The sequence below is a fragment of the Pseudomonas sp. D47 genome (assembly GCF_045447305.1).
Lineage (GTDB): Bacteria > Pseudomonadota > Gammaproteobacteria > Pseudomonadales > Pseudomonadaceae > Aquipseudomonas.
This window is the reverse complement of sequence record NZ_JBJGXU010000022.1, coordinates 1-12,301: the sequence shown is the minus strand read 5'-3', so window position 1 is coordinate 12,301 and position 12,301 is coordinate 1. Positions and strand designations below refer to the sequence as shown.

Annotated in this window: 14 protein-coding genes; 6 read left to right on the top strand and 8 right to left on the bottom strand. The window is 59.9% G+C overall.

Annotated elements, in window-relative coordinates:
• Positions 1 to 120: 120 nt before the first annotated feature.
• On the bottom strand, positions 121 to 501 hold the full coding sequence (locus ACI77I_RS16245) for a response regulator (RefSeq protein ID WP_094949404.1): 381 nt from the start codon (positions 499 to 501) through the stop codon (positions 121 to 123).
• A gap of 196 nt (positions 502 to 697) precedes the next feature.
• Between ACI77I_RS16245 and ACI77I_RS16240 the strand changes: the two genes are divergently transcribed.
• Positions 698 to 1,240, top strand: coding sequence for a demethoxyubiquinone hydroxylase family protein (locus ACI77I_RS16240; RefSeq protein ID WP_256589225.1), 543 nt, complete (start codon positions 698 to 700; stop codon positions 1,238 to 1,240).
• Between the two features lie 42 nt (positions 1,241 to 1,282).
• The gene (locus tag ACI77I_RS16235) at positions 1,283 to 1,657 is read left to right on the top strand and encodes a c-type cytochrome (protein WP_406997961.1); all 375 of its coding nucleotides are present in this window, start codon (positions 1,283 to 1,285) and stop codon (positions 1,655 to 1,657) included.
• On the opposite strand, the gene ACI77I_RS16230 is transcribed toward ACI77I_RS16235, so the two are convergent.
• The 3 genes from ACI77I_RS16230 to ACI77I_RS16220 form a co-directional block, all read right to left on the bottom strand.
• Positions 1,658 to 3,679 carry an LTA synthase family protein gene (locus ACI77I_RS16230; RefSeq protein WP_406997960.1) on the bottom strand — a complete coding sequence of 674 codons (2,022 nt, stop codon included), beginning with the start codon at positions 3,677 to 3,679 and terminating at the stop codon, positions 1,658 to 1,660.
• 139 nt (positions 3,680 to 3,818) lie between these two features.
• Positions 3,819 to 4,421 carry a hypothetical protein gene (locus tag ACI77I_RS16225; protein ID WP_094949407.1) on the bottom strand — a complete coding sequence of 201 codons (603 nt, stop codon included), beginning with the start codon at positions 4,419 to 4,421 and terminating at the stop codon, positions 3,819 to 3,821.
• A complete protein-coding gene (locus ACI77I_RS16220; RefSeq protein WP_406997959.1) occupies positions 4,421 to 5,689 on the bottom strand; it encodes an exo-alpha-sialidase in 1,269 nt (422 codons plus the stop codon). Before ACI77I_RS16220 ends, ACI77I_RS16225 begins: the two co-directional genes overlap by 1 nt.
• A 257-nt stretch (positions 5,690 to 5,946) precedes the next feature.
• On the opposite strand from ACI77I_RS16220, the gene ACI77I_RS16215 reads away from it, so the two are divergent.
• The 3 genes from ACI77I_RS16215 to ACI77I_RS16205 all read left to right on the top strand — a co-directional run bounded on the left by ACI77I_RS16215 (position 5,947) and on the right by ACI77I_RS16205 (position 8,754).
• Positions 5,947 to 6,609 (top strand): response regulator, encoded by a 663-nt coding sequence (locus ACI77I_RS16215; protein WP_406997958.1) that lies wholly within the window; start codon positions 5,947 to 5,949, stop codon positions 6,607 to 6,609.
• Entirely contained in the window at positions 6,606 to 7,958 is a 1,353-nt protein-coding gene (locus tag ACI77I_RS16210; protein WP_094949410.1) for an ATP-binding protein, read from the top strand. Before ACI77I_RS16215 ends, ACI77I_RS16210 begins: the two co-directional genes overlap by 4 nt.
• 229 nt (positions 7,959 to 8,187) lie before the next feature.
• Entirely contained in the window at positions 8,188 to 8,754 is a 567-nt protein-coding gene (locus tag ACI77I_RS16205; RefSeq protein ID WP_406997957.1) for a hypothetical protein, read from the top strand.
• On the opposite strand, the gene ACI77I_RS16200 is transcribed toward ACI77I_RS16205, so the two are convergent.
• From ACI77I_RS16200 to ACI77I_RS16185, 4 genes are all read right to left on the bottom strand, one after another.
• The gene (locus ACI77I_RS16200; RefSeq protein WP_406997956.1) at positions 8,751 to 9,374 is read right to left on the bottom strand and encodes a DUF3916 domain-containing protein; all 624 of its coding nucleotides are present in this window, start codon (positions 9,372 to 9,374) and stop codon (positions 8,751 to 8,753) included. The two genes, ACI77I_RS16205 and ACI77I_RS16200, sit on opposite strands and share 4 nt — an antisense overlap.
• Before the next feature lie 23 nt (positions 9,375 to 9,397).
• Positions 9,398 to 9,622, bottom strand: coding sequence for a pyocin S6 family toxin immunity protein (locus tag ACI77I_RS16195; protein ID WP_083356847.1), 225 nt, complete (start codon positions 9,620 to 9,622; stop codon positions 9,398 to 9,400).
• Positions 9,619 to 10,752 carry a colicin E3/pyocin S6 family cytotoxin gene (locus ACI77I_RS16190; RefSeq protein ID WP_406997955.1) on the bottom strand — a complete coding sequence of 378 codons (1,134 nt, stop codon included), beginning with the start codon at positions 10,750 to 10,752 and terminating at the stop codon, positions 9,619 to 9,621. The genes ACI77I_RS16195 and ACI77I_RS16190 overlap by 4 nt, the downstream gene beginning before the upstream one ends.
• 180 nt (positions 10,753 to 10,932) lie before the next feature.
• Complete coding sequence (locus ACI77I_RS16185) at positions 10,933 to 11,217, bottom strand: barstar family protein (RefSeq protein ID WP_406997954.1); 285 nt, start codon at positions 11,215 to 11,217, stop codon at positions 10,933 to 10,935.
• Between the two features lie 493 nt (positions 11,218 to 11,710).
• Here ACI77I_RS16185 and ACI77I_RS16180 point away from each other — a divergent pair, with 493 nt between their 5' ends.
• Positions 11,711 to 12,019 carry a DUF3077 domain-containing protein gene (locus ACI77I_RS16180; RefSeq protein WP_406997953.1) on the top strand — a complete coding sequence of 103 codons (309 nt, stop codon included), beginning with the start codon at positions 11,711 to 11,713 and terminating at the stop codon, positions 12,017 to 12,019.
• The last annotated feature ends 282 nt before the right edge of the window (positions 12,020 to 12,301 follow it).

Sequence of the window (12,301 nt, the reverse complement as noted above, 5' to 3'; positions counted from 1 at the left end):
GCCGTCAACTGCACGCACAAGGCGAAAAGGCTGACCGGCGCATCAGAAAAGTCGCTCCTTGCGTGATTAATGACCACAGGGCAACTCATCAAGTTCGCGTTAAGTGATATTGCGGTGCTATCAATGCAGGGACGAGCCCTTTTGGATCAGCGCGGTTTGCACGCACTCAACCAAGTGCTCGGCGCTCCACGGCTTGGGCAAAAAACGCACAGACCCGCCCAGTTGCTCCGCCAGCTTAGTATTGCCGGAGGTCAGCACCACCGGCACCGACGGCCAGCGATGCGCCACCACCTTGCTCAGGTCGTAGCCGTTGAGCAAACCCGGCATCTGGATATCGCTGACAATCAGGTCCACCGGGTCATCGCAGCGTTCCAGGTAAATCATGCCTTCATCCGCCGAAGGAAACGAGGTGACGTGCGCCCCGAAGTCCTCCAGTACATCCACCATTAACGAGCGAATGATCTCGTCGTCTTCCAGCACTAAAATCGATGGCTGAGCCATGATCCTTACTCCACCATCAGGGTTCAGTAAGGTGGAGTGGGGCGGGTGGGGATAGGTTCGATTAGATGTGCCTGAGGCGATGGGTGGTTGTTTGAACCGTCTAGGTTGCGCATCTGCAGGGAGTATTGCACGATACCGACGCTTCCCACCAAGGACCGGCCCACTTCCCACGAGCCGCCGCACAAGGCCGTCAATCATGAACACGCCTTCCGCCCTGCTGATCGACCAAAACCTTGGCAACCGCATGATCAAAGTCGACCACGCCGGCGAGCATGGCGCGATTTGTATCTACAGTGGCCAACTGTTCATGGCGCGGTTTTTTGCTCCCAGCATGGTGGCTGAGCTGACGGAGTTTCTTTCCCATGAGCGCCGCCACCGCGCGGTGTTCCAGGCCGAGCTGCAGCGCCGTGGTTATCGCCGTTGCCGCAGTTATTGGCTATGCGGGCTGGGTGGGCTGGTGCTGGGGTTGATCACCGGGCTGTGCGGGCGTAAGGCTATCGTCGCTACCACGGTCGCGGTCGAAAGCGTGGTGCTCAAACACCTGGCGCATCAACTTCATACCTTGCACGACATCGACCCCTTAGCCGTGGCGGCGATTGCTTCCATCGTCGAGGAGGAACAACACCACCATGACCACTCGGCCGCACAGATTGATGTGCGTGACCCGTGGTTCAGGGCGCTCACGCCGGTGGTCACGGCGTGGACGGAAACGGTGATCTGGATGGGCATGCGCTCCTGACAAACAGGCATAATCGCCGTAACACCCGCTGTGGAGCCCACCATGAACTACGCGTTACTGACCCTCACCCTGATCCTCAACACCGCCCCGGCCTTTGCGGCCGGCGATGCCGAGGCGGGCGGCAAGCTGTTCAGCAAGACCTGCGGCGGCTGCCACAGCATCGGCGAAGGTGCGCGCGGCGGCTTTGGCCCAGAGCTTAACGGCATCATCGGCCGACCCGCCGGCACCACCACGGATTACCAGTACTCCGACGCGATGAAAAACTCCGGCGTGGTCTGGTCCCGCGACAAGCTCGCCGCCTACATCGAGGCGCCGAAGAAGGTGGTCAGCGGCACGCGCATGATCTTCTGGGGCATCAGCGACCCGCAGAAGATTGAAAACATCCTGGCCTACCTGGAAACTTTCCAGCCCAAGTGATCACTCGCGCACATTCTTGAACAGCATCAACCGCGCGCTTTCATGCAGCCCGCGCGTCAGCCCCTGTAAGCGTTGAAACTCTTCGGGATGCTGCTCGGCCACGTCGTCCCGAGGCGTTTGCGAGGCAAGGTCGTGCAGGGTTGGTAAGCTGCCGTCGTGTTGCATTTGCAGCAGGAAATCCTTGGTCACGCCGCCGATAATCGGGAAGGTGCCCTCGTGCAACACCAGCGGCACCACGCGTTCGCCTTCTGGCGCCGGTTGCTGGATGTCGCGGCCCATCGCGCCATTGCGAAACGGTATGCCGGCCATGCCGGCAACAGTGGGCAGCAAGTCCGCCAGGCCCACGGCCTCTTCAATCACCCGCGGTTGCAGGCCCGGCGCGTGGATCAGCATCGGCACGTTGTTGCTTTCCAGGCCCAATTGCTCGAAGGCCGGTGCCATGTGCGGGATCTGGCTGATGCGGGTGTTGTGGTCGCCGAAGAACACAAAAATGCTGTTGTCGTACCAGCCGCCGGCCTTGGCGATGTCCATCAGGCGGCCGATGTTGAAGTCCAGCAAACGCACTGCGTTGTATTGCTCGACGCTGCGCGAGCCGGCGGCCTGGGCTTGCTCCAGCGTCACGTCATGCACCTGGAAGCCGTCGTTCTGCTTGGGGATGGTGAACGGGCGGTGGTTGCCGGAGGTTTGCACGTAGGCGAAGAAGGGCTGGTCCTTGGGCACGGCGCGCAGCAACTGGTCGCCTTCCTTGAACAGGTCCAGGTCGGAGATGCCCCACACGTCCACCCGTGGCGAGCGCCAGTAGCTTTCGTCAAACAGCTGCACGCCATCGATGCTCTGACGAATCAGCGCATTGATATTCGCCCAGCCGGCGTTGCCGTTGATCATGTAGAACTTCTGGTAGCCCTCGAACGCGTTGATCAGCGTGTGTTGCCGCGTGATCAGCGGGTTGCGCGTGGCGGTCTCCTGGCGCGTGACATCGGGCACCCCGGTGATGCTTGCCCACACGGTTTTGGCAGTGCCGGTGACGGGCACGTAGAAGTGTTTGAAGAACCAGCTTTGCGTCGCCAGTTTGTCCAGGTTCGGCGTGGGGTTCAGCGGGTTGCCGTAGGCACCCACGGCGCTGGTGCCGAGGGACTCGAGCATCACGAAGATCACATTGGGCGGGCGCTCGCCTTGCAAGCGATAGGGCTGCACGCCTTGCTCGCGGGTGAAATTCAGTTGCTTGGGATCGGGCTGAGCAACGCCTAAATACTGCGCAACCTGCGGGTAATGGTCGCGCACTTTGGCTTCATCGAATTGCGATTGGCCAACCTTGAGCGTGTCGTACAAAAACAGCACCGGGTTCAGGCCCACGGCGGCGACCTGGCTGTTGCCGGAAAAGAACGCATCGCTCCAGCGCAGCGGCACCGGGTTTTCCAGGTTGAGGTTGGCCACGCGGCCGAGCAGGGCCAGCAGCACGGCGACAACGCCGACCACGGCCACAGACGCCACCGCCCACTTGCCGATGGTTTTGGCTTCGCGATCCAGGGTCAAGCGCTCCAGGCACACCAACGCCCACACCCACAGCGCCACGGCGGCCAGCCAACAGGCGGTTATCCACAGCACCGGGTAGGTTTCCCACACCATCTGTTGCGAAATCTGTGCGTCTTGCAGGTAGCGCAACACCGTCGCATTGATGCGCACGCCAAGGTAGGCGTAATGGCCGAAGTCGATGATGTACACCAGGCCGACTACGGCCAGGGCTATGACCAGATAGCCGCGCGCCAGCCAGCGCAAGGCGGGCAGGGTGGTGAGGTTCCAGCGCGGGAACCAGGCCAGCAGCGCCAGCGGCAGCAGGATCAACACCGCCAGGCGCAGGTCGAAACGCAGGCCGATGCCCAGGGTTTCCAGCAGCGCCGGGGTGTTAAGAGCAAGGCCGGAAAAGCTTATTAAAAACACCAGCCGCAAAGCGGCCAGCAACACAAACACCAACCCGATCGCGCCCACGCCGTAGCGCAGGCGGCGTGATTGCAACACACCCATCATTGACTCTTCCCAATTTCAAAAACTACATAGGGCAAATGTGGGAGCGGGCTTGCCCGCGATGACGGAGTGTCAGCCACCTTACCCGGTACCTGATACACCGCTATCGCGGGCAAGCCCGCTCCCACAGTTTTGAACTTCATTGCTTTCTCGACAGTGCTCGGCTCGGGTATTTCCAGGCTGCTTTTACCAGCAGCCAGGATCCTGCGACTATGCAGTAGCCCGTCAAGAGCGGATCGACCAAGTAATCCCAATAGTTCTCCGACGCCTTGAGCCGCAACGCGAACGCCAGGGTGCCCAGCGCCAGCATCCACACCGCCAGCGCATTGCGCAGCCACAGCATCAACAGCGCCGCCGCGCCCACCAGCACAATCATCGGCCGAGGGTTGAAGCCCCAGCGGTACGGGTCGTAATACGTCAGGCCCAGCGTGGCGGGGTACAACAGCAGGCTCAGCACGCCAAACAGCACCAGCAGTTGCAGCTGATGTTGACGAGTAACCGGCTGCACCACGCCCAACCGGCACAGCCCCACCCACGCCAGCAACACCAAGGTGCTGATGGCCAGGTCATCGGTAAAGCTGCGCACATACGCCGCCAAGGGCAGTTCATTCACCGGGATAAAGCTCAGCACCACCAACACCGGCAGCAGCCACGGCCGCCACGGTGCGGTAAAGCGCAGGGCACACAACGCCACAAACCCCAGCAGCACAAAACTCAAATGGGCTTGCCACACAGAAACCATTACAAATGCTCCGCCAGCCAGGCTTCGTTGAAGCTGACATGTTTGATAAAGGTGTTATTCCACGAGTACACCAAGTGGTACATGCCGTCCGGGCTGCGGCTGAAGTACGGGTACTCGTACTCAAAATCGCAGCCACTGGGTTTGCACACGCGGTAATCCAGGTTGCTCAGAAAGCGCTGCTCCAGCGGCAGGCGCTGGGCACCACTGGAGGAGCGGAAGCCTTCGCCGATGATTTCTTTGTAGGCCTCATGGGCGAACGGCTGGCCGAGCGGGTCGGGCGACTGGTCCAGCTCTATCACCGTGCGCCATTGGCTGAACTGGGCATCGGTGCCGTAAAGGCTGAGCTTGAAGCGGCCGTCTTGCAGGTCGTTGAGGGCGACCAACAAACCGTCGTCCCGGGTGGCCACCGCCGCCAGCGATGAGTTGGGGTTGGCCGGCTCCAGCGGGTACGGCTCGCTCCAGGTTTGGCCGGCGTCAATGGTGCGGCTGGCGAGCACGCGGTGATAGGTGTCACCGGCATAGCGCAACATCGCCACGGCGCGCAGGCCATCCTGCGCCACGATGGTCGGTTGCAGAGAGTTCTTGCCACGGCTGATGCGGAATTTGTCGATCACCGCACCGTCGGCGCTCAAGTACAGGTACTCGGCAAACTTGCCCATGAACTCGTGATACACCGGCAGGCCGATAGAACCGTCGGCGTGAAACACCGGCGCGGCACGCACCAAGGTGCTGATATTAAAGAACGGCGAGGTCACCAATTGCCGCGGCGCCGACCAGTTCGCACCGAGGTCTTCCGAGACCATCACGTTGATCGCACTGGTGGCCCAGCCGCCGACCGACACCGACACGTAAAACATCCACAGGCGTTTATCCGGCCCCAGCGCAATCACCGGGTTACCCAGTTTGCGAATGTAGCGCTGAGTGCCGTCGCGGGTACTTTCGCGCGTGGCCAGCACCTGTTCGGCGCCCCATTCACCGCTGCGCGCATCAAACCGCGCGGTGCGCACTTGCACATCGGCGGCGCCTTCGCGCGAACCTGCAAACCACACGGCCATCAAGTCGCCGCCGGGCAGGGCGGTGACGGAGGAGGAGTGCACAAAGTCGGTGAGTTGCGAGGACACGAAGCGGCTGGTGTATTGCGGCGCCGCCGCGACCTTTGAATTGTTCGGGCTCGCTTGGGCAAAGGGCGCCAGCACATGGGGCGGATGGCTAAGCCAGGCGGCGATGAAGACCCCTAGCAGGCTGCAGATCAGTAAAACGGGGCGCATAGAGAACCTGTCGGAAAAAAGGATAACTGCGCATGTTCATCCGGCAGGTGCTCCTGCGGCCGGTGAGCATGGATAACGACAGGTTGTCCCGTACCTGGTCCCATAAACGCAGGAATATTTCTCTGCATACGTGGGAAGGTTCACAGTGCAAAACCAACCTTAGCGCAACCTTAGTTGGCAACGTGGCGTAACATCTTTCCCGCAAGGGCCCGCACCAGAACCGGCATGATTCCGCCGTTTCCTACAGAGAATCTGCTATGCGCCTACTCCTAGTCGAAGATGATCGTGCCCTCGGCCAGGGCATTCGCGTGGCATTGGGCGCCGAAGGCTACACCCTGGATTGGCTGCAAGATGGCCTCAGCGCCCTACACGCCCTGCGCACGGAAAGCTTTGATTTGTTGCTGCTCGACCTCGGCCTGCCACGCCTCGACGGCCTCGACCTGCTGCAACAACTGCGCGCCGAGCAACACGACTTGCCGGTGCTGATCCTCACCGCCCGCGACGGCACCACCGAGCGCATCGCCGGGCTGGACGCAGGCGCCGACGACTACCTGATCAAACCCTTCGACGTCGAAGAACTCAAAGCCCGCGTGCGCGCCCTGTTGCGCCGCAGCCAGGGCCGCGCGCAACCGATGCTGGAACACGCCGGCGTCAGCCTCGACCCCGCCACCCAGCAAGTGCGCTACCAGGACGCAGACATCATCCTCACCCCGATGGAATACCAACTGCTGCACCAACTGATGGTGCGCCCTGGCAAAGTCGTGACCCGCGAGCGCCTGGCCCGCGCTTTATATGGTTGGCAGGACCGGGTTGAGAGCAACACGTTGGAAGTGTTGATCCATAACCTGCGCAAAAAGTTATCCACAGAGCTGATCCGCACCGTGCGCGGTGTTGGCTATGTGCTGGTGCTCAAACCGTGAACTCGGTTCGCGCGCGCATCCTTATTCCCGTGCTGATGCTGATCCTGCTGGGCGACGCCCTGATCTGCTGGCTGATGCTGCGCGACAGCCACCACGAAATCGAAGAAGTCTACGACGCCCAACTGGCCCAAAGCGCCCGCCTGCTGCAAGGCGTGCTGCGCCAACGCGACCTCGGTGAGGCCGACTTTGACCGCCTCTACCAAGCCTTCGACCACGCCATGAGCCGCATCGGCGAAGACGGCGCCGCCCACCCTTATGAAACGCCGCTGACCTTCCAGGTATGGCGCACCGACGGCCAACTCCTGGTGCGCTCCGCCCAAGCGCCGATCCTCGATGCACCGCCCACCCACCTCGGCGCCCACGACCTGACCCACGACGGCAACGACTGGTGCGCCTTCCTCCTCGTTGACCCACAGCAGGGTCTGCTGATTTGGGTGGGCGAGCGCGACGACATGCGCCAAGACCTGATCGAACGCATCGTGCGCCACACCCTCTGGCCCACCTTGATCGGCGTGCCGCTGCTGACCGTACTGATCTGGCTGGCCATCGGCTGGGGCTTCAAACCCCTGCGCGCCATGGTGCTGGCGATTCGTGGGCGTAACACCGACGCCTTGCAACCGTTGAGCCTCAAGCCCCTGCCCTCCGACCTGGAACCCATGCAAACCGCGCTGAACCGGCTGTTGGTGCACATGGATGACCTGCTGGAACGCGAGCGCCGGTTTATCGCCGATGCTGCCCATGAACTGCGCACGCCGTTGGCCATCTTGCGCATCCATGCACAAAACGCCCAAAGCGCCGCCACCGAGGAGCAACGGCGCGAAGCGTTGGACTTTCTGGTGAAGGGTGTGGACCGCGCGACACGGGTTGGCAGCCAATTGCTGACCATGGCGCGCATCGAACCGCACCTGAGCAACCTCGTGTGCAAGCCCGTGCAACTGATGGAATTAGTGCGCGAAGAACTCGCTGAGCTGGCGCCACTGGCGATGGACAAGGGCGTGGAGCTAGTGCTGGAAGGCAACGAAGATTGCTGGGTGGAAACCGAACCGGTGGCCCTGGCCATCGCGCTGCAGAACCTGGTAACCAATGCGCTGAATTTTTCCCCGGCAGGCAGCGAAGTGAAAGTGCTGATTGGCGCTAACTGCTTGAGCGTGGAAGACCAAGGCCCGGGGATTGATGAAGCCGAACTGAGCCGCTTGTTCGAACGGTTCTACAGCCGCGATAACGCCAATGGCGCGGGCTTGGGCTTGGCGATTGTGGACATGATCGTGGGCAAGATCGGCTGTCGGTTGATGTTGCACAACCTGGAGCAGGGCGGGTTGTGTGCGCGGTTGGTATTCAACCAAACCTGAAGCGGCCCCGGCTCAACGGTGGGGAATATGGGAAATGTGGGGCGCGTAGGAAATATAGGAAATGCAGGGCATGTAGGAACGGTGGGAGTTGTCGAGCCCCAGCGAGGCGACGATGGGATCACCTCGGTACGCCTGCCCAACCCAAGCGCCCGCATTGCTGCTCTGCTGCAGATCATTCGTTTAAACTCCGCTCCAGTCATCACGTTCACCCTCTATAAGGACATCCCCCATGAAGCGAATCGCGCTGCTCACCCTCGCTCTGGCCCTGTGCGCCTGCCAATCCAACCAGCGTGACTCATCGCCCTCCCTGCTCAAAGACGGCATCCAGCTGCGCCAAAAAACCGTGGCCGTGGACGCAGACCACGCCAAAGTAGTGATGAAAGCCTATGGCGGCACTGCGCCGGTGGAATTCTCGATACGCCGTGAGGGCGACGCCGACCCACGCATGGAAATCCTCGGCACGGTGATGGACACCGGCGAAGGCCGGGTTTTCAACTGGATCGCCAAATTAAACCAGACGGTCGCCAGTGCCGGGCTCAAGCGCTTTCCTCAGTTGGAGATACAGGCTGATCCGGGCAAGCAGTTGACCGTATCCAGCACCGCGAGAGAGTCTCGACCGGGTATCTACTCAATATGCGGGCCGGTGCTCAGCAGCTTCGTGCCGGAGCGGGCGAAGGTGTATTTGGTGGAGTTTCAGTTCAAGGGGGAGGTGTGTGTGCAGCAGGTGTTTGATGTCACGGACCCGGCGAATCGGGTGTTGGTTGAGGGGGCGGGGAGTGGGGTGAAGTCGAGCTAAGAGGCCGAGCCGAACAAATGCGGGTGCTGCGCCTGGAAGGACCTGAAAGTCTGGTACTTCCAGCGCTCACCGCCTGGGTCTTCGTCGGTCGTGCTGACCTCGCCAAAGTACCAATGCTCTGACTCGAAAATATCGCCGTCTTCATTCTCGTGCGTGAAGTGAAAGCCGACTTCGTGAAGCCCTGATGGGATTGTCAGGTTCCATTCGCTGGAGAGGCTTCGGCCAGTGATTCGGGTTTGGCGGAAGTGGTCATAGTCGAAAGGTTGAGTGTGGCCCAGGTAACGCGCTTTATCGGTGTAGACACAGACTCGGCTTGAGAACATGTCCGGAACCACGACGCAGGCGACAACCCAGTATTCAGGGGCGTCGTCTGGTCGTGCTTCAAGCAGATGGCCTGAGACATTGATCAACTGTTGAGCGCAGTGCGCCTGAATTTCCGGTGTGGTTTGTTTGCCCTCAACAAGATTTTCGATGACGGGGATTCTTTCGGTCACGTAGTCAGGTTGTGGCGGTAACGCTTCGTAGAAACAGCCTTCGAAGCTGTTGGCCCAACGGGTCAGGGCCCTGAGGTGCCTGGGGATGTTGCGGAGTTTTTTGTTTGTCAGTGAAAGTCTACGCATGAAGTTGAATTCTCTTAGGTTGGTTACTCGTGCGAGGAAAGGAACAGGTCAAGGTGGTTGGGCAGCTTTAAAGCGCACGCCTCTTCTATTTTGAGTGTTTGTTCTTCCGTCAATGGGTAATCAAATACGCAATCCTCAGGCTGGCTCCATCCCATAATCTTCATTAGCTCTTGAGTGGATAGAGATAGCTCTTGCTCAAAGGACGCAAAATCCTCGTTGGGCAAGACGCCCATAATTACGTGGTTCATGGCTCTACCCTCCTACTAGGGTCGGCTGGTTTTCGTTGTTTACCGGTTATATGGTCGAACTCGCCGAGATGCACTCCATGTTTGGTGTACTTTTCCACAGCTCCATGTTGAGAGTCCCATTCATAGATTGTCCCATCGGGGTCTTTCCATCTAGGACGTTTACCTCCTCCTTTCATGGACGTTTTCGAGCGTGCCCATCTTGCCTTTGGAAACGCAGCTAAGAGTTTAGGCTTGGTTTGGTAGGCGTGATCCCCAGCCCGAACGCTAACCACCACATACAGCGGCCGAACCCCCGATTCCACCGGGAACACCAGAATAAAATCCCGATACTCCGGCGGATAAATCGGGTTCACCAGAATCTGCGCCGCCTTCTCCGTCGGCGGGTAAATCCAAATTACCGGCGCTTGCGGTGCAGCCTCCAACGCCGGAATACCCAGCGTGTCGCCCCGATCAACCGCAGGCGTCCAGATCAGCTCCACGCCCTCACCCAAATCCGCCACAAACTGATCGCCACGGCTTTGGAACTGCACCACATCAATCATCTGCCAATCGGCATGGTTGCCCGTGTAAAACCCATACCCCTTGAGCGTGCCATCCTCACGCTGCTCCACATGCAAACGCATCTGCGACCGCGCCCGTTGCAGCGAACGCAGTTGCTCCTCGCTGTAAAGCGCGCTATCGCCCAGCGCCGACGGCCAAGCCAGCGCCACTAACCCCGCCAACAGCCCACCCGCCACAGTGCCAGCGGCGCCGACTGCGGACTCCACCACCGCTGAGCGCAACGCCAATTGCCCCAAACCAACGGGCAGCGCACTGCCGCTGATCTTGCTCAAGGCAACCGCGCCTCGGCTGTCCACCTCGCGCCCACCCAACAGGCTGAAATGGCCGTAATCCTTGATCAGCTCCAACGGTACGTAACCGGTGGGGTTGTTGTAGCGAATAATGCCGTCGGGCAGTTGGCAGGGTTTAGTGAACACGCAGCCGGGAAGCTTTGCGGGCGAAGGCGCCGGGGCGGGTGCTGAGTCGAATAAATCTATCGGCGGCGAATAGGGCTCCCGCTTCGGCTGCGGAGTCAGGATTCGCCGTTTGAGTTGGTCCTCTTCGGTGATGGGGTACGCGCGTTCTGGCATGACGGGCTCACTTCCTTGTGCGGGGGAGTGAGCGTACGGGGGGGAATCAGAGGTTGATGTCGGCTTTGTGCGATGGTGGGTGTGGGAAAAGTCAGCTGGTTTCTAGCGACCCCAAAGTGGGTAGTTGAGGTTGCTTATATCAGGGCCTCCAAGCAGGTGATCGACTGAGCTATGGCTACATCAATAGCGTACCTCTGGCGCAAGTTCTGGGAACTCGGCAGCTAGTTGCGACAAGCATTGCTGCAGCATTTTGGCATCGTGAGGCATGCGTTCTGAAAAAGCCTTCCATCCGTAGAATTCAAGCTCTTTGGGCATCTCCACCAAGGCGCTGATAGCGTCCCAGAAGGCATCCCAGTTTTCACCGTACCATCCGGGGAAGTTGAGTGAGTTGCTTAACACTGAGTGGAGGTCATCGGAATTTTTGATGCTGCTCAGGTCTATTTTGATGACGGATGATCTGATCACATATTCACCGTTCACCAGCTTGCAGGGGCTTGAATAAATTCGTCCCCTTTACTTGCTTGCCGGCTTGTTGAGAAGGGTTGGCGCCTTGAGTTCCTGAGTTTCAGGTTCGGCAGGGAGCGGAAATCTGTACATACAAAAGCATACTTTCAGGTCTCCCGCTTTCAGATTACCGTCCTGATCGTCGTCTTTATGAGGCGACCGGGCCTGGAAACCCGTGGGTATAGGCGCACAGGTGCCACCATTTATCACGACCGCTGGCGCCACTTTTGTGCCAGCATATGCGTGTTATGGCGGCTGTGCGTGGGAGACTTTCGAGTCTGCCGGGTTTGCCTATTCCCCCGGTTTCCAGCCTGCGCACAGCTGCCACCCATTCGCCTGGAAACGAATGGGGCAGCTCTCTTCGAAGAATGGGAGCTATACCAATGAGTGTTTCTGAAAGGCTTGATCCTCGTATTACCGCAATCCACACCACCGCCCAACTCGGAGGTGCTCAATGATCAACCCACCCCTCAACAAAACCCTCGGCGTCATCACCTTCTCCACCTGCGGCGAACAGCCCAACCTCCACCGCCTATTCCGCGTCAACTCCGGCGTACCCATTCGCGACGCCCTGGAGCATGCCTCCGAGCTGCTTCACTGCTCCAAAATGCTCGCGTTGGATACAGCCATGGACAAGAGCGCAGACCGTTACGCCTGGGCGGCGCATTATTTGGGGGAGATGGCGAAGGCGGTGGTGGATGATTTGGCCAATGGGATGTTGCCGAATGGGGTGATGGAGGAGGGGGAGGCTGTTGGTGTGTAAGCGGCTGGTTTGAGGGTATGGCGGCTGGCGTCTTCGCAGGCAAGCCAGCTCCCACATTTGGATCGTGGTGCACCCGCTGAACCGTGTTAGCAGTAAAAAAGACCTTGGGACGCCAAGGTCTTTTTTTGCCGAGCGGTTAGTCAAAGCGTCGTTTGTTCTTCAGCTCCTGCGTACCCCACACTCCTGATGGTGTAAAAGCTCGCCCGGCATCACTCGGTCAGCGATTGTGTTGGCTCATCAAATCGGGCGCTAAGCAACGCTTTGGAAAGAGGCGCCGGAACA